Here is a 17,335-nt window from a genome sequence, read left to right as displayed (position 1 = left end):
GTAACTGAAGTTGTTGTTGGCTCAGAATGGGTGGTACCTGCTTGAGTGTTATTAATATTGTTTTTTTTGAATACAAACAGGGTCCGTTTGTTAAGCTTTTTAGTTTTCATATTGTTTTTTTTTCGAAAACTAGCGGCGGCGGCACCCTATAACTTTAGTTGTTACATGAATGGTAAAAATCTCTTTATGGATAGATTAAAACAGAATCCCAATATATTCTATAATTGGGTTTATCGGTATCGGGTGCATTTGATCGCCTGGGCCTCTTTTATCTTTTGGGAATCCATTATTGTCGGATTGATATCAGGGATTTTTGGAAAACTGGGTAATTATGTAATCCATTATATCGTAAACATCTGCCTGTTTTACTTTCATGTTTGGTTACTCGAAAAAGCAACCAGTTCACCAAGGCATGCGATATATAAAATCCCTTTGTTTGTTATTTTCGAACTCGCTTTATATGTTGGTTTTGTTTTTTATCTGGATGTCTTTTTAAGAAAATACACCAATTTCATCTCCATTGCACCACCACCAATAGAAACACGATTACTTACTTTATTATGGAGATCTTCTTTTTTTCTGCTTTTTTCTACAGGTTACTATTTTTTAAAGCAGTTTATCAGTGAAAAGACAGAAAGATCGAGAATTGAGAAACAACGTTTTCAAATGCTTCTGGAAAAGGAAAAAATGGAAAAGGAACTTGCCATGTCTAAAAATGCTTTTATGAAAGCACAGATTAATCCTCACCTGCTTTTTAATACATTTGAATTTGTACACCAAAAACTAAGCGTCCATTCTCCAGACGATGCCAAAGTAATGCTTTACCTTTCGGATATGATGCGTTTTGCAGCCAATACGCAACATAATGAGGGCTTTGTATACCTGAGTGAGGAAATTTCGCAATGCGAAAACCTGATTGCTTTGCACCACATTACACAAGGCGCCATTTATATTGAACTGGCCAGCGGACCAGACCTTGATGAAATTAAACTCATTCCACTTGTTTTGCTTACTATTTTAGAAAATATGTTTAAACACGGAAATCTTCATGATGTAGAGAATAAAGCTACCATTGCTGTTTATACTTTTGATGGCAAGCTGCATATCGAAAGCCGCAACTTACCGAGATTGATAAAAAGTAAGGTAGGTTTTGGCTCAGGAATGGACAATATCAGTAACCGGTTAAAATATGCTTACCATCAAAATGCCGAAATGACTGCTGGAATTGATGAAGAAGGTTTTTATACGTTAAATATCAGTATTGCTTTACATGCATTAAGCATAACGCCGCTAACTAAAAAAGCTGAGCACAAGATCCATGCTTAACAATTTAATTTATTTGAGATAGAAATTCGATTTAAACATATTTAAATGCCATATTATTAATTACCATTTATGAATAGGATGATAATTGGACTTTTCATTCTTGCGGTACAGTTGCTTTACAAAATCCTCGTCAAAATTGTGACTGTAAACTTTAAAATTGATTGCCCATTCTTCTTTGATCATACCTGGTACAAATTCTTCAAACATTTTTTCGAACGATCTGAAATCTACAAAAGCTTTGCAGATGACCATATATTCAGCATCTGAGTTGACGATAATTTCTTCAATGAGCGCTGGCCATCTCAATTTGATTTCTTCTGGCAGATACAGATGCTGCTGTCCATCGATAAACAGCCCCATATGATGCATAAGTTCTTCAGGCAACATATTACCTGACAGCTGCTTCCACCCTTCCTTATCCTTTGCTATGCTTCCCAGTTCCTGATCATGTAATAATACAGTCCAGGGTTCAGTCTTCTTAAGCTGTTTAAGCTGAATTTGCATCATATCGCCATTAGGCAAATTAAAGAAAAAGTCGAGTTAAATCATTATTATCGGGCGATAACAAATATCGCAAAATCAAACCTATCTAACGATTTCCAAGGCGCAAAAAATGTGTAATCTCCGTTTAAATTAATACGACATTTCATTCGCAAAATTTCAAACTGGTAAACCATATTACGGCATCATTTTGAAATGTTAAGTAACTGTAGCAGGACAATTGATATTTATCAATTAATAAATATTAAAAAACATTTTTAAAACGTCATATTAAACATACAAAAAAAATAATTTACGGAATATTTTCTTATCTTTGCGGCATGAAAACTGCCAAATCTATCGCGCTTATATTACTTATAATCATCTCATCTTCAACCACTTCCTACATCCTCGCTCAAAACAAACAAATTAAACAAGCGGATATTTGCGCGGAATTAGAAAAAGTAAACGGCAATGAAATGATTAAGCGCCTGGCTGATCAGCGTATTGCTTTCAATAAAAACCGTTCAAACCATAATCTTCCAAAGGCAGAATACATCATCAATAGAAGCAACTTAACCATCATTAATTTTAATGGTTTAGATTATTATGTAAAAAACAACAGGTTAACTGGTATCAAAGGATTAAATCTTTCAGATTCGGTTATGAACCAGATTACAGCGAAACTGATTCTTTTAGACGGCATCCAATACGAGCAAAGTGAGCTTTTAAATAACGAACATGTTAATCCGAACAGTAATCTTCAAAAGATCTGGTATATGGACCGTCAATTTATGCTAACACTTAAAATATTATCCAGTACGGTGAGAGACATCGCTGCACTTACTAAAAATGAAAACCCATCTTTAACCGTTGAAACAAACGTGGCCAAAATGCGCTTACCAAATATTGATAAAGCTGCAAAAAAATCAAATATGCAATCGCTCCTATCGTTATCGAAATAAGGCCGGTACTAATATCTAAAGAAGGGATACCTCATTAATCTGTTTTCTTTTCCGAATATACTGCTGCTACCTGAGCAGAAAGATATTGAAAAGCAAATGGCATTTCAGTAGGCGCGTTTTTGATGTTGCCCTCTATAAAAATGAAACCCTTATAATTTATTTTGTGCAGTGCCCGTAAATAAGGTTTAAAATCATCGCCCATCACGCCCGGCAATGATCGGTTTTGTTTTTCGGCAACTTCTGAAAATGCAATTAAGGCACCGGCCTCAATAATTTCATTTGGCGATTCTCCTTCACGCATCATATGGAATATATCAGCATTAAGTCTGAAATTCGGGTGATTAACCTCTCTTACTATCTCGGCTGCCGACTTTAAAGAGGTGATGAAGTTCGTTTCGGTGGTTTCAAGGTTTTCCAACAAAATGATAACCTTATATTTACCGGCAATCTGAGCTAGTTTTTTACATAAACCAGCAAAGTCAGCTTTTGCCTTAACCATATCGTAATCTACAGGAATACTCCTGGCACCAGAGCTGCCCAATACAATAAATTTAACCCCTGCTTGCCCAGCTCTTGAAAGAACAGTTTCGGCATAGGCTAAAACTTTTGCTTCATCTACATCAGGTCCTGCTATTTTCATATTTGATGGAAAGAAAAGATTACAGCTCAACACTTTACATTTTGCGGCTTTGATCTTTTTCAAATTGGCATTGAACTGCTCATCTGTTAATGCCGGTGAGAGCAGCTTTGGAACAGATTCTCCAATCATCTTAAAACCTGAAGCATAAGCTAAACTATCCTGCGCTAAACCAGACACAATACCTAAACGTGGATAAACCTGTTTATCTGAAATAAAACCACAAACGATGATATAGATTAGACAAATAAAAAAAGCTGTATAGCCGGATTTCTTAATTCTCATATATTATTTACCAGATTTGTCAAAAAAATTAGATCACAAAATCTCCGCACCTGCTCCTATTTTAATTATTAATTAAAGCAGGTTTTTGAAAATTCCTGCTTAAAGATAATATAAACCACCATAAGTTTTATATGAATAGCATCTAAGATTGAGCGGAAGTTATGCTTATAGCAGATTACATCAATTAATACAAAATAAATTTGGCCATTTTTAACTTCTGCCTGCCAATAATTTAGCTTTCGAAATTGGCCTTCATTTCAACCTAATTTATTTTTTCAGCGCAAACAGGCATAATTTAACTTTACATATAAAATCCGTATTATCGGTGTACATCTTTGGTTAAAACGCTTCACCACACTGATCTGCATATTGAAGGATTTTCTAAAAATCAGTTTCCTTATTTAAAATCAGGCACAGGAAACAGAGATCCGCCAAATAAAATATATGACCATAAAAGGGTCCAAAATATATTGAATATTTGTGCTGTAACGAAAGTAAAAGCGGGTTTACCACCCTGAAGTTTAACCAATGACTAAAATTTAGCTTCCATGCCGATCGAAATGAACGCGATGGCGAACCACACGGTACGTAAACCATTTAAAGTCGGCCCACCACTTTTTGCAGTTGTAGGCGACAACAGAAAAGAGAATACTAAAGAAGCGGCAATAAAACCCAATACAAATTTCGGAAATCGCTACCATATCATTTTTAATCCCGGACGTTCAGCTCTAAGCGTTGCAACATCGTTACCTTTAGGTTTTTTATAAGCCCACCATATTGCAATAAAAAAAGCAGCAACACCAATAAAAACATTTTGGGAAAACTTAGCAATCACCCCTGCCTTAACAGCTATGGGTCCAACCAAATCTCCTGCAGCAGTTACGGTTGCTGTTGTATCCAGTGTACCGCCCAGCCATGCGCCTCCGATTACTTCAGGTATATGAAAATATTTTACGGCCCAAGGTAAAATGATCATCATCGGGATAGCCATAATCAATACCAAAATAGTTACGTAAGATAATTTACGTTTATCGCCATTAATGGCTCCAGCGGCAACAATTGCTGCAGAAACCCCACAGATGGATACAGCAGATGCTAATATGACACCAAATTCATCATCAACTTTTAACTTTCGGCTTAACCACATTGAAAAAAAACAAACTACGGTAACAACAATAACCGCTTGTATAATACCGGGTAAGCCGGCCTTAATTAAATCCGCCGACAAAATAGTTGTTCCCAATATAACTAACCCTGTTTTAATATAAAACTCAGAACGCACCGCTTCTTTTAGCCAGTAGGGCAACCTGATCAGATTACCTAAAGCGATACCTGCAAGCAATGCAAATACCACATACTCCAATCCAAAATAAGACACGCTTTTATTGCCTCCAATAATAAAGGATACGATGGCTAACAAATAAATAGTACGGTTTTACTTTAAGTCATCGCTAAAGAAGATCGTTTGATGGGGCAAGATCATCGGCATAAATTATATTTTACGCCTAAAGAGGGAGCGCAGTTTCGCGTTTTACCTGCGTAATAACCAGCGAACTGTTAAGTGTACCTATGTTTTCTAACTGCCCAAATTTGTTGATTAAAAAATCATTGTAGGCGATCATGTTTCTGGTAACAACTTTTAGCATGAAATCAAATCCTCCTGTTGTATGATAGCATTCCAGTACTTCCTGGAATTTACTTACCTCCTGCTGAAATAACTTAAAGGTGTGTACTGAATGGTTCGTGAGCTGAACCTGCAAATAGCAGATCATACAGTGATCGAATTTGTTGGGATCAATTAATGCCACTATAGCAGAAATAAGCCCTAACCTTTCCAAGCGTTTTACACGTTCCTGAATCGGAGATTTTGAAAGATGCAGTATGGCCGCAAGTTCTTTGTAGGTTAGCCTGGCATCTTTTTGTAATAGTGTTAAAATATCTCTATCTGTTTGGTCAGGGCTGTATAATTCCATTATAGTGGTTAGTCTATTTATTTTTTATAGGCTTAGTTTATAATGAATAACCAAATATATGAATACTCCTGCTCAAAATCATCAGCAAGGAATAAAAAAAGAATAAAATTTTGTTAAAAGTATGATTAAAATTACAAACAGAATTTAATTTCGCAAAAACCTATTCAACAGGACATTTTCCGTATTTAACACCTGTCTTCCTTTTAATTGTCAATGCGACATATATTTGTTTAAACGAATGAAAGAACTGCCTAAAGCAGTACGTCGATTTAGTTTAGTTAATAATAATAAGAGCGCCAGCGCGATGCTGGCTCTTTTGCTTTTTTAAACCTTATGTTATGAACCCTTTCTGCAATGTATTGGCCCGTGTTTTTTAAGGCTAAATGCTTCATATAAAAAACGATACATAGAAACAGAGCTGTACGGATCCTCTATAAGTTGATGTATACAGCAAACAGGCAGGTTTAATGAAGGGCAAAAAAAGGGCAAACATTATTTATGCTCACCCTCTCCTTTGTTTAAAGTCATACAAAAGTTAAACAAATCCTACAAATAGGCATGGACAGACGGTTAATTCATGCTGCTCAAAAATAATACTATCTGCTTACTTTAAGTCATTTCAAGTTATTATCCTATTGATAATAATCAAACCTATCGGGTAGCCTGCTGATTATCCGTGGAGATCGCTCATTATATCTGCCAACAGGCTGCACTTCTACTCTATCCAAGCGGTTTAATTACCGCTAATATTTAAGTTATGACCGGTTACCAAATTTCTTAAAATCTCCACTATTGCTAAAACTGTTCGCCACCGCACATCCGCTGTTCGAAAATGAACATATTTACATGAAAAATAAGCTGAAATTCCTTTTAAAAAGTCATTAAGGGTACATTTTCATTTTGGCATCTGCTTGGTTAAGCATGCAACAGCAAAACATTGGTGTTAACTGATTCCCATTAGTAAAACACCCTGACCTAAGAAATTTGACATTTAATTTAATAAAAACAGAAAATGAAAACCTCCATTAAAATGCTAATTATGGTATCTGCCCTAATAAATTTAACGGCTAGCCTACCAAACAATTTAAAAGCTGCAGAAAAAAACAAAACGATCCCTTATCACATTCAAAACTTTAGAAAGATAGTGATCAAAGGCAATGTAGAAGTGATGTTGGTTCAACAACCAACCATTGGTTTATCTTATGCGGATGATAACACAGGAAAGGCGAAAGTTACACAGCGGGGCGAGGTAATACGTATTACCAACACCGATAAAGAAAAGTGTAAACTTATTATTTATGTAAACGATATCTACCGCATTGAGGCCGATGAAAATGCTGTGGTGAAAACAGAAGCGAAGCTCAATACGAAATTTCTCCAGATCATTCTTAAAGGGCATGCCTTTGCAGATATTGATACCAGTAGCGAGGGATTATATACTAAAATTCTTGGTAGCAGCACGCTGAAACTAAAAGGTAATACCAATCATCATGCTTTGGTTATAGGGAAAGCGCCCAATTTAACCATTGAGGGTTTTGCCTCAACTCAAACAGATGTTAGACTTGTAGAAATATCAGAAGAGGAAACCGCTGCGCTCGTTCTTTAAAAAAAAACAAACCTCTACCATTGACGGATTCCGATAGAATGGCTGTCCTCTCGACTGTCGCGCAGCGAAATGGAGAGATCTTTAAAGTATCTTAAAAGATTTCTCCACTGCGGTCTAAATGACGATGCGTGGAAACCACTCGCGGTGCTAGCTTTTTAAAAAAAGCAGCTCTTTTCAGAACTGCTTTTCAGTTTTAATACGGGGAAATCCTAGTTAGCCCTGTTCAATTTCCTTCAGACTATTCATTTTTTTATAAGCCAGGAATCCTTTAATATCCTCAAAGTGTTCACGAACCCGTTTATTGCCAAATTCGAATACTTTTTGTACCAATCCATCTAAGAAATCGCGATCGTGCGATACCAAAATCAAGGTACCATCAAAATCTTTTAAAGCATCTTTGATAATATCTTTGGTTTTCATATCCAAATGGTTGGTAGGCTCATCGAGGATTAACACGTTTACAGGCTCTAACAACAGTTTAATCATGGCCAAACGGGTTTTCTCGCCACCAGAAAGTACTTTAACCTTTTTAGAGGTATCATCGCCACTAAACATAAAGGCACCTAAAAGGTCTTTGATTTTTATGGAGCCGTCACTTAACGGAATCTGATCAATGGTTTCGAATACCGTCAGGTTCTCATCAAGTAATGCAGCCTGATTTTGTGCAAAATACCCGATTTTAGCATTATGACCTACCTTTAAACTGCCTTCAAAATCAATCTCACCCATAATGGCTTTAATCATTGTCGATTTACCTTCGCCGTTTTTACCAACGAATGCCACTTTTTCTCCCCGTTCGATGACCATGGATGCTTTTTCGAAAACAACATGATCGCCATAAGTTTTAGTAAGCTCTTCTACCATTACCGGATACTGACCTGAACGTGGTGAAGGCGGAAACTTTAACCTTAATGCCGATGTATCCACTTCATCAATTTCGATGATTTCTAACTTCTCCAGCATTTTTACACGCGATTGCACCTGTAAAGTTTTGGAATAAGTTCCCCTAAAACGGTCAATAAATTCCTGGTTATCGGCAATAAAACGTTGTTGTTCTTCGTAAGCCTTTAATTGGTGGATACGACGATCAGCACGCAGCTGAAGATAATGGGTATATTTAGCTTTATAATCGTAAATCCTACCCATGGTTACCTCAATGGTACGGTTGGTGATATTATCTACAAAAGTACGATCGTGTGAGATGACCATTACGGCCTTTGCCGAATTGATTAAAAAATCTTCCAGCCATTGAATACTTTCAATATCCATGTGGTTAGTAGGCTCATCCAGTAAAATCAGATCAGGTTTCTTTAACAGAATTTTGGCCAGCTCAATACGCATACGCCATCCACCCGAAAACTCCGATGTTTGCCGGGTAAAGTCTTTGCGCTCGAAGCCCAAACCTTTTAATACTTTTTCTACTTCTGCATCGTAATTGATTTCTTCAATCGAATAAAATTTCTCACTCAGTTCCGATACGCGCTCAATAAGCTTCATGTAATCATCACTTTCGTAATCGGTACGGATAGTAAGCTGCTCATTTAACTCATCAAGCTCTTTTTGCATCTGGTTTACGGCTGCAAAGGCTTTCATGGTTTCCTCAAAAACGGTAACATGATCCTGAGTGAGTAAATGCTGTGGCAGATAGGCAATTACAGCTTCTTTCGGACCCGTTACGTTACCGGATGTTGGCTTGGCTACATCAGCAATTATTTTGAGTATGGTCGACTTGCCTGCGCCGTTTTTACCCATAAGGGCAATTTTATCGTTCTCGTTTATCGAAAAGGTTACATCGCTAAAAAGCGTCGTTCCGCCAAATGAAACGGAGATATTATTTACATTGATCACGAAATGGGAATATTAAGTTGGTGGCAAAGATAAAGGAAAAGCGTGTAAATTTCAGTCAGAATAAATTACATAAAGAATAGCTGCACCTCACACCTCATTTTTGATTTGACATTCAAAACAAAAAAATGACCTGCTCAACAAAACAGATTGACACGCTAAACAAAATCCTCCTATAGTTATTCGCCTAAATTTGTCCTATACATTTAAATAAATCAATAATGGAAAGGAATAATTATCAAGGTGCACTACAGCAGCCACTGGGTTCAGGTTTTAGTGCAAGCTCAACAGCAACAGAAGTTATAGCAGGGATTGACCTTAAAGGAAAAACTGCAATTGTAACCGGTGGTAACGCTGGTATTGGTCTGGAAACTACAAAAATACTGGCCGCAGCGGGCGCAACCGTAATTGTACCGGCCAGGAATATTGAAAAAGCAAGAAAAAATCTGGAAGGTGTTTCAAACGTAGAAATAGAGGCGATGGACCTTGCAAAACCAGAAACCATTGATGCATTTGCAGAAAAATTCCTGGCAACGGGCAGACCGCTGCATATTTTAATCAACAATGCGGGAATGATGTGGGTACCTTTGCAGCGGGATAACCGCGGATTTGAATCTCAGCTGTCAACAAATTACTTCGGACAATTCCAACTGGTAGCCATACTATGGCCAGCACTTAAGAATGCCAATGGTGCTCGGGTTGTAAATGTTTCCTCACTCGGGCATCATATAGCAGCTTTTAATTTCGATGATCCCAATTTCGAACACCGGGAATACCAAACACTGCTTGGCTATGGGCAGTCGAAAACAGCCAGTAACCTTTTCTCGCTGGAATTGGATCAACGTGCAAAAGCACACCAGGTAAGGGCTTATTCGCTACACCCCGGATCAATTGCCGGAACAGAACTGGCAAGAGATGCTGACATAGAATTGTTTAAGCAGATGGGCTTTTTCGATGAAAGCGGGAACATACGTCCGAAAATATTAGCCAGTCTTAAAACCATCCCACAGGGTGCAGCAACTTCGGTATGGGTGGCTACCAGCCCATTGCTTGATCAGATTGGAGGTGTTTACTGTGAAGATGCTGATATTGCGGAACTGCTATCGGACGATCCTTCCATTCAAACCTCTGCTAAATTACATCAAAGTGGTGTAATGGATTATTCTCTGGATGAAAGTAATGCTAAAAAGCTATGGGCATTAACCGAAAAAATGACAGGTATTAAATTTAAATTATAAGCCCATGAAAAACTTAGATGAAAATTCGCCCTGATTGATTACAGGTTGCGAATAGTGTTATCGGCTATTCCGCAGCCAAACAGCTCAAAGGAAACGGCATACAGGTAATCATCAAGGGAAGAAGAAAGGATGATGCATCGGAATCAGAACTTAGTGTTACCGGTTTTCTTGCAGACCAATTAAGTTTAACAGCTATCTGGTAGCGGCCAGCACCTGTAACGGAAATAACATAAAAACCATAACTTTATCACAATGGAACATATATCTAAATATCTCACCAAAGAAATTAAACTTTCCAGCTATGAAGATAAACTATTTAAATCAGACCTGATGTTTGATGACCATATGCTTGTATGGTTCATTTCAGGAGAAACTAAAATCATTCAGGCGGAGTCTACTTTCATTTTTAAAACGGGTGATATTTTCCTGATCCCAAGAAACGAATTGGCCACAATTATCAACTACCCTAAAAATGGTCTACCGCATAAAACTGTGGTAATGCATCTATCGACCGAGCGATTGAAAAAGTTCTATGAAAAAACAGAGCATAAAAAGAATGTAGAGCCACAGCAGAAAATTTATTGCTTTAACAATCACCCATTTTTGGAAAGCTGCCTGGCTTCAATGATTCCCTATTTTGATATGGAGGTTGAATTTCCGGAAAGTTTAGCTACCCTTAAAATTGAAGAGGCCATTAATATCCTGCGGTTGATAGACCCCAATATAGACAGTGTACTGGCCAATTTTGATGTTCCAGGTAAAATTGACCTGATCGATTTTATGCAACGCAATTTCATGTTCAATATGCCATTGGAGAAACTTGGCTACCTATCCGGCCGAAGTTTATCAACATTTAACAGAGATTTTAAAAAGCTGTTTCATACCACACCTCAAAAATGGTTAACGGATAAAAGGTTGGAACTGGCTTATTATCATTTAGCAGAAAAAAAGAAAAAACCCACTGAGATTTACCTCGAAGTCGGTTTTGAAGACCTCTCCCACTTTTCATTTATCTTTAAAAAGAAATACGGCGTATCTCCGAATCAACTTCCAATAAATAGGTAAAAACAAATGGTATTTAGAATAGCAAATCTGCTTTTTCTCAGCAATAGGAAACCGCAGGCCCTGACCTAATAATTCGAAATGGATTAAACATACCTTAAAAGTATTCGTAGATAATTTCAACTCAATGTCGTCACCCTGAACTCGTTTCAGGGTCCTTCATGTCAGATAGATCTCTCCATCTATTATGTTCCACTCGAGATAACAACACTTCTTATCGAACGCTATAGGTTAACAAGAGGCAGAAATTCCGCCTCTTGCTGAACAATAGGGTAAATGCGGTAAACATTAAACCAGATAAACTAATAATGAAGTTTTTTCGCTCTTAAATATTCAATCAGTTCTTTTGTCCGGTCGGTTTGGATCAGGTTGGCTTTATGGTTAATCAGCCAGCCCCAGCTTTCTTCCTTTTTATTTTCTTCAACGGCCAGGTCATCGTCATGCCCACCGTTCTGTTCCGGCCATAAGCTGTTGATCCATAATCCATAATTTGCTCTCAGGCTGGCCATACTTTTTAAAACCGCTAAGGTATCGGTACTGAAATTGGCCTGGATTATGGTTTTTTGATGGGGTTTATAACTGGCAATAATTTCTGAAGCATCAGCTCTTTTCATATCCACTATAGGCATAATGGTAATGTCTTCCTCAATTTTACCTACCTCCTGCTCTATCTTGGACAACGGTGTACTTCCTTTTACGTTCACAATAGCCTGCCCGATCATCCCTTGCTCACGTAACGCCTTAATTACCTGCGGATAATAATCATATCCCTTATCTACATCAATAATGATCTTATTTTTTGCAATAGCCAGTATCTCCATAAAGGTTGGCACACGGTGTTTGGTTGGATGGCCTGAACCTGAGCGCAGGAAAAATGTTTTTATTTCGGCCAGGGTATAGTCAGAAACGTTACCTTTTCCTGTTGTGGTCCTGTCAATGGTTTGGTCGTGCATGATTACCAGATGCCCATCCTTTGTTTTTTTCAGATCCAGTTCCATAATATCCACACCCATAGCTATACAGTTTTTAAGGGCCTGAATTGAATTTTCAGGTGTATTGCGCCAATCGCCGCGATGGGCGGTAACCAATACCCTTTTACTTTCAGGATTAAATACTTCTTTTAAGCTGGCTTCTGGTGCTGATTGTGCAAAGCTGCTACAAGCAATAAATGCTATGGATAACTGCAGAATAACTCTTTTCATTTTGTTTTTATTTAAATTGGATGCTATTTATGGATTTTGTTTAATGGCCGGATCTGTATCAATCTGGTCTTGCGGAATAGGTTGCAGCAGATCGTGGTCTGTAATTCTGGTGGTTATATTTTGTGAGGCAAACCAGGCATTCATGACTGAAACAGCGGTACCTGTTCTAAGCAGATCGAACCAGCGGTGGCCTTCCCCTATCAATTCCAATCTTCTTTCCAATGTAATGGCAGCCCTGACATCTACCTGCCCTTGCTGTGTGGCATCGGCCAGGCCAGCTCTTTTTCGCACTAAATTCAGATATGTTTTTGCTGATTCTGCATTTCCCAGTTCATTTTCGTCTTCGGCTAGCATCAGCAACACGTCTGCATAACGCAATACCACAAAATTGCTACCCCCATCTGCCGGTGTTGTTGTTGAAGCTTTTAGTTTGGTGGAAAAAGGAGTTCCGGCACTGGTTAGACCAACATAAGCTGTTTTGCGCTTATCAGAAGTAGTATACAGCTGATAAAAACTTTTGGTTGGCAGGTTATGGCCTTTAGCGCCGCTAATGGTACCCGATGGGCTGAATTGCTGATAAGCTGAACTGCCTTCGCTATTTCCATTCAGGCCAGATGCAAACTGCACAGCAAAAATAACTTCACTGTTGTTTTTATTGTTCAACGCAAAAATATCTGCAGGGTCGGCGAGTAATGTATGTTTCCCGGAGGCAACAACATCAGTAAGTACGGTTTTACTTTCTGCAAATTTGCCCAGTGTTAAATATACTTTCCCCATTAAGGATTGAGCAGCTGTTTTAACAACTTTTCCGGGTGTATTGGTATTTGCAGGCAATTCTTGTATGGCGTTGTTCAGATCTGATATGATCTGTGTGTATACAACATCTTTAGCTGTGCGTCCCTGCCCAAAAAACGCATTAGGATTAGTGGTTTCTATGGTCACTAAAGGCACATCGCCGAATACACGAACCATATTAAAGTAAAGCAGCGCACGTATAAAATGCATTTCCCCTTTTCTGGCCTGCTTTACTGCAACACTGGCATACGAAATACCATCAATCCTGTTCAATACGGTATTGGCACGCTGAATGCCCTGATATGAATTCTTCCATAAATCTGAAAGCATGCCATTCGAGGCAACAGTGGTAAACTGATCCAGCTGGCCATACATCCCACTGTCGTTTGCAGGTACCTCATCGAATGTATTATCTGACGGAATTTCTCCGATGGCCGGCAGGTAAAGACCATATAAACCATTTAATTGTAAGGTGCCGTAAACTGCGTTTACATACTCCTCAACTTCGGTTTCTGTAGTGAGAAAATTAGCCAGTGATTTAGAAGTGATGGGCTGTTGATTAAGTTCTTTCGTACAGGAAGTAACGAAAAAAAGAAATAAAAGCCCCCCGGTAAAAAGTAACTTATTGATTATATGTTTCATTTGAATAATATTTGACGGTATATTAAAAGGTTAAATTAAAACCTGCTACAAAAGATCTGGCTACAGGATAGTTGGAATAAGAATAGCCTGAAGTAAGTACATTGTCGCTGGTGGCATCAGGATTGAATCCCCGGAAATTGGTTATGGTAAGCAAATTATTTCCGGTTACATATACGCTTGCCCTGGATACTTTTAGTTTAGAAAGTAATTTTGAAGACAGGTTATAAGTGAGCTGAACATTACGCAGTCGGATATAATCGGCCTTTTGAAAGAAAATACCAGAGGCATTGGTATTGAGCCTGTTGGCAGAGTAATTGGTATTGGGCTGAGCCAGGAAACCATTTGGATTATTAACAGGATGGTATCTGTTCTCGTAATAATAAGTATCAGCCATCGAGAAACCTTCTCCGGATTCCATATTGACTAATCCATTATCATAAATTTTCCTTCCCCATATTCCGTTGATGGAAAAACTCAATTCGAAGTTTTTATAAGCCAGACTACTGTTAAAACCATAGGTAATTTTTGGAGCATAAGTACCAAACCCCATCCTGTCGTCTGGCGTTATTTTTCCATCGCCGTTTACATCCTGCACAATATAATCGCCAAGCAGGGTTCCGGCAACATGCGGACTATTGTCTATTTCACTTTGGTTTTTATATACACCTGTTACGTTATAGCCATAAAGCTCTGCGATGGGACCACCAACTTTGGTTCTGAATGCGCTATTGGTACCTGTAACAATCTGGTTCTGCCCCGGCCCCAGCTCCAATACCTTATTTTTATTGGTGGCGATGTTCGCCCCGAAATTCCAGCTTAAAGTACCGAGTTTAATATTTGTGCCAGAGAGTTCGAGTTCCAGGCCTTTGTTGCTGGCCCTGCCCACATTTTGCAATGCACTATCATAACCTGATTGTGAGGGTACGGGAACCTGTAATAAAAGATCAGAAGTTACCATAGAATAATAGTTGGCAGAAAGATTTAGTACCTTGAAAAGCCCTAAGTCCATTCCAAAATTATAAGAGGTTTTGGTTTCCCAGGAAAGTGAACTGTTTGCCGGGTTAACAGCAGCAAAGCCAGGAAGAAGTGTTGATCCGCTTACATAACTGATGGGATTTGCAAGCGCATAAGAGCTATAGTTGCCAATCTGATTATTGCCGGCCTTGCCGTAGGTAGCCCTAAACTTTAATAAATCGATCCAGTTTACCTTTGGAAAAAAATCTTCCCTGCTCAAGATCCATCCCCCGGTTACCGACGGGAAATTACCCCATTTGGCGTCCTGGCCAAACCTTGAAGAACCATCCCTTCTGATGGCTGCCGAAAACAGGTATTTGCTTGCATAAGCATACTGCAATCGCGCCAGGTAAGAAAGCTGTGTCCAGATATACCTTTGCGGAACCACAGCAAATGATGATGCGCCGGCAATGTTATCTATGTTATTATCTGGAATTCCAGTGCCTGATACCACCGTGCTGTTTCCAGACTCTTTCTGAAAAGTGGTTCCGGCCAGGATATTGATATCATGTTTTCCAAAGGTCTTTTCGAAAGTAAGCGTATTCTCCCAGAGATAGTTGATCACCGAACCCTTGGTTTCAGTCGCCCGGGCAGGTTTTGGTGCAGCTGTACGGTATTCTCCCACATCAGTTGGGGTAAAAAAGTCGATAAAACCATTGCTGTAATCTCCACCCAAAAGCGATTTAAAGGTAAGCCCTGCCACGGGTTTAAAATTAACATAGGCATTACCGAAGGTGCGGAAGAGGTTTTTATTGTATTTCGTTTTTTCCATTATGGCAACAGGATTTTCACCCAGAGCACCATCTTCTGGGGTATTCGCTATAATCTGCTGACTTATAGCCAAAGATCCATCGTTATTTCTTGCAGGAAAAAATGGATACATAATCAGTGCAGCACCAATGGCGTCACTGCTCCTGCTGGCATCGTTCTGGAAAAAATTCTGACGGTTGTAGCTTGGATTAATGCTCAAGCCCATATCAAATGATTTGGAAAGTTTGGAATCAAACTTAAACGACATGCTGTAACGTTTCAGTCCGGTTTCAACCACAATCCCTTCCTGATCAAAATAATTGCCGGAGAAATAGTATTTAGATCGCTCATTTCCACCTGAAACGGCAACATTGTAACTGCTGATTGGCGCCGTGCGAAAAATCTCATCCAGCCAATCTGTATTGGTTAAACCTGGCTGGTTATTTAAATAGGGCTGAATGTAGTTTAATCTTAAATCTCTTTTATTTGCCCCTTTAGCTACCCTGGTGGCATAATCATCGGTAATACTTCTGTTTGCAGGGTTTCTTGAAACATATCCCCAATCCCTTGCTTCGGTATTCAGCTGAGCAAACTGATAACCATCTACAAGATCAACTTGATCTGCACGCACCTGCGCACCAGTATAGAAGTCGAAAGAAACGGTATTTTTATCTGAACGGCCGTTTTTAGTGGTGATCAAAATGACCCCATTGGCGGCCCTTGAGCCATAAATAGCTGCTGATGCCGGATCTTTTAAGATATCAATGGTTTCAATATCCTGTGGATTCACGGTATTCAGCGAACTTCCCTCAGAAAGCGGGAAACCATCGACAACGACCAAGGGACTTACCCCTGCTGTAAGCGTACCGATACCACGTATCACAATTTGTGGGTCGGTACCTGGTTGTGCAGAAGCATCATTAATCACCACACCCGCTGCTTTACCGGCAAGTTGCTGGGCAAAGTTACTACCAGAATATTTATTCAATTCCTCTGATTTTACCTGAGAAATGGCACCGGTAATCTTGGTTTTCTTCTGAGCCCCATAACCTACCACCACCACATCGTTCAAACCTGAAGAACTGGTTTCCATACGAACGAGGATAGAGTTGTTGGTACCCGGATTGATTAGAAAAGCTGCTGAGGTCTTCTTTTCGTAACCTACATAATTAAAAGAAAAATCGTACCTGTTTCCTATTTTAACATTGTTAAAAACAAATATTCCTTTTAAATCGGTAATGGTACTCTCCTGTTTTTTGGTTGTTGGGTCTACCATCATCACCGATACTCCGGGGAGTGTAGCACCTTTTTCATCCACTACGGTTCCTTTAACGGAAGTATTCTGCTGCGCATAAACGGCATGGGTAATCATAGCCAGTAGTACAAATGCTGCAAAACATTTGAATTTTCTGATTGTCTTTTTTAGTTTGTTTGTTTGCATGATATGATTAAAAATTAGGCAATAGCGTCCCTTTATCCCTTTTTGGGGACATTCATTTTGGTTAAAACCAAGGG

General features: G+C 38.8%; 13 protein-coding genes. 5 read left to right on the top strand and 8 right to left on the bottom strand.

Annotated features, from left to right (window positions below; all coding sequences use genetic code 11):
• Positions 1-186 precede the first annotated feature (186 nt).
• Positions 187-1,326 (top strand): sensor histidine kinase, encoded by a 1,140-nt coding sequence (locus ABEG20_RS05355; protein ID WP_406826357.1) that lies wholly within the window; start codon positions 187-189, stop codon positions 1,324-1,326.
• Positions 1,327-1,386: 60 nt separating this feature from the next.
• Here ABEG20_RS05355 and ABEG20_RS05350 read toward each other — a convergent pair whose 3' ends face one another.
• Complete coding sequence (locus tag ABEG20_RS05350) at positions 1,387-1,833, bottom strand: hypothetical protein (RefSeq protein WP_406826356.1); 447 nt, start codon at positions 1,831-1,833, stop codon at positions 1,387-1,389.
• Between the two features lie 314 nt (positions 1,834-2,147).
• On the opposite strand from ABEG20_RS05350, the gene ABEG20_RS05345 reads away from it, so the two are divergent.
• Positions 2,148-2,771 (top strand): hypothetical protein, encoded by a 624-nt coding sequence (locus tag ABEG20_RS05345; protein WP_406826355.1) that lies wholly within the window; start codon positions 2,148-2,150, stop codon positions 2,769-2,771.
• Between the two features lie 34 nt (positions 2,772-2,805).
• Here the strand turns inward: ABEG20_RS05345 and ABEG20_RS05340 are convergent, their stop codons facing one another.
• From ABEG20_RS05340 to ABEG20_RS05330, 3 genes are all read right to left on the bottom strand, one after another.
• Positions 2,806-3,693: a sugar phosphate isomerase/epimerase family protein gene (locus ABEG20_RS05340; protein WP_406826354.1), complete on the bottom strand. Its 888-nt coding sequence runs from the start codon at positions 3,691-3,693 to the stop codon at positions 2,806-2,808.
• 694 nt (positions 3,694-4,387) lie between these two features.
• Positions 4,388-5,113: a YeiH family protein gene (locus ABEG20_RS05335; RefSeq protein WP_406826353.1), complete on the bottom strand. Its 726-nt coding sequence runs from the start codon at positions 5,111-5,113 to the stop codon at positions 4,388-4,390.
• Positions 5,114-5,198: 85 nt separating this feature from the next.
• Positions 5,199-5,666, bottom strand: coding sequence for an Lrp/AsnC family transcriptional regulator (locus tag ABEG20_RS05330; RefSeq protein ID WP_406826352.1), 468 nt, complete (start codon positions 5,664-5,666; stop codon positions 5,199-5,201).
• 1,039 nt (positions 5,667-6,705) lie between these two features.
• Here ABEG20_RS05330 and ABEG20_RS05325 point away from each other — a divergent pair.
• Positions 6,706-7,272: a GIN domain-containing protein gene (locus ABEG20_RS05325; protein ID WP_406826351.1), complete on the top strand. Its 567-nt coding sequence runs from the start codon at positions 6,706-6,708 to the stop codon at positions 7,270-7,272.
• A gap of 213 nt (positions 7,273-7,485) precedes the next feature.
• Here ABEG20_RS05325 and ABEG20_RS05320 read toward each other — a convergent pair whose 3' ends face one another.
• Positions 7,486-9,120 (bottom strand): ABC-F family ATP-binding cassette domain-containing protein, encoded by a 1,635-nt coding sequence (locus ABEG20_RS05320; RefSeq protein WP_406826350.1) that lies wholly within the window; start codon positions 9,118-9,120, stop codon positions 7,486-7,488.
• Positions 9,121-9,338: 218 nt separating this feature from the next.
• Here ABEG20_RS05320 and ABEG20_RS05315 point away from each other — a divergent pair, with 218 nt between their 5' ends.
• Both ABEG20_RS05315 and ABEG20_RS05310 read left to right on the top strand, forming a co-directional pair.
• On the top strand, positions 9,339-10,355 hold the full coding sequence (locus tag ABEG20_RS05315; RefSeq protein ID WP_406826349.1) for an SDR family NAD(P)-dependent oxidoreductase: 1,017 nt from the start codon (positions 9,339-9,341) through the stop codon (positions 10,353-10,355).
• Positions 10,356-10,607: 252 nt separating this feature from the next.
• Positions 10,608-11,420 (top strand): helix-turn-helix domain-containing protein, encoded by an 813-nt coding sequence (locus ABEG20_RS05310; RefSeq protein WP_406826348.1) that lies wholly within the window; start codon positions 10,608-10,610, stop codon positions 11,418-11,420.
• Positions 11,421-11,719: 299 nt separating this feature from the next.
• On the opposite strand, the gene ABEG20_RS05305 is transcribed toward ABEG20_RS05310, so the two are convergent.
• The 3 genes from ABEG20_RS05305 to ABEG20_RS05295 are packed head-to-tail and all read right to left on the bottom strand — an operon-like array spanning position 11,720 to position 17,261.
• Positions 11,720-12,619, bottom strand: a complete 900-nt coding sequence (locus ABEG20_RS05305; RefSeq protein WP_406826347.1) for a glycerophosphodiester phosphodiesterase family protein — start codon at positions 12,617-12,619, stop codon at positions 11,720-11,722.
• A gap of 27 nt (positions 12,620-12,646) precedes the next feature.
• Complete coding sequence (locus ABEG20_RS05300) at positions 12,647-14,056, bottom strand: RagB/SusD family nutrient uptake outer membrane protein (protein ID WP_406826346.1); 1,410 nt, start codon at positions 14,054-14,056, stop codon at positions 12,647-12,649.
• A 22-nt stretch (positions 14,057-14,078) separates the two neighbouring features.
• Positions 14,079-17,261 carry a SusC/RagA family TonB-linked outer membrane protein gene (locus ABEG20_RS05295; RefSeq protein ID WP_406826345.1) on the bottom strand — a complete coding sequence of 1,061 codons (3,183 nt, stop codon included), beginning with the start codon at positions 17,259-17,261 and terminating at the stop codon, positions 14,079-14,081.
• Positions 17,262-17,335: the final 74 nt, after the last annotated feature.

Source organism: Pedobacter sp. KACC 23697 (assembly GCF_045348445.1).
Classification (GTDB): Bacteria; Bacteroidota; Bacteroidia; order Sphingobacteriales; family Sphingobacteriaceae; genus Pedobacter.
The sequence above is the reverse complement of the archived record's forward strand: the minus strand, read 5'-3'. Positions and strand labels throughout refer to the sequence as shown.

What these genes read in the sequence shown, in the direction of transcription:
- ABEG20_RS05300 (WP_406826346.1), bottom strand. Translation starts at nt 14,056, where the DNA reads ATGAAACATATAATCAATAAGTTACTTTTTACCGGGGGGCTTTTATTT.
- ABEG20_RS05315 (WP_406826349.1), top strand. Translation starts at nt 9,339, where the DNA reads ATGGAAAGGAATAATTATCAAGGTGCACTACAGCAGCCACTGGGTTCA.
- ABEG20_RS05325 (WP_406826351.1), top strand. Translation starts at nt 6,706, where the DNA reads ATGGTATCTGCCCTAATAAATTTAACGGCTAGCCTACCAAACAATTTA.
- ABEG20_RS05295 (WP_406826345.1), bottom strand. Translation starts at nt 17,261, where the DNA reads ATGCAAACAAACAAACTAAAAAAGACAATCAGAAAATTCAAATGTTTT.
- ABEG20_RS05355 (WP_406826357.1), top strand. Translation starts at nt 187, where the DNA reads ATGGATAGATTAAAACAGAATCCCAATATATTCTATAATTGGGTTTAT.
- ABEG20_RS05350 (WP_406826356.1), bottom strand. Translation starts at nt 1,833, where the DNA reads ATGATGCAAATTCAGCTTAAACAGCTTAAGAAGACTGAACCCTGGACT.
- ABEG20_RS05345 (WP_406826355.1), top strand. Translation starts at nt 2,148, where the DNA reads ATGAAAACTGCCAAATCTATCGCGCTTATATTACTTATAATCATCTCA.
- ABEG20_RS05310 (WP_406826348.1), top strand. Translation starts at nt 10,608, where the DNA reads ATGGAACATATATCTAAATATCTCACCAAAGAAATTAAACTTTCCAGC.
- ABEG20_RS05305 (WP_406826347.1), bottom strand. Translation starts at nt 12,619, where the DNA reads ATGAAAAGAGTTATTCTGCAGTTATCCATAGCATTTATTGCTTGTAGC.
- ABEG20_RS05340 (WP_406826354.1), bottom strand. Translation starts at nt 3,693, where the DNA reads ATGAGAATTAAGAAATCCGGCTATACAGCTTTTTTTATTTGTCTAATC.
- ABEG20_RS05330 (WP_406826352.1), bottom strand. Translation starts at nt 5,666, where the DNA reads ATGGAATTATACAGCCCTGACCAAACAGATAGAGATATTTTAACACTA.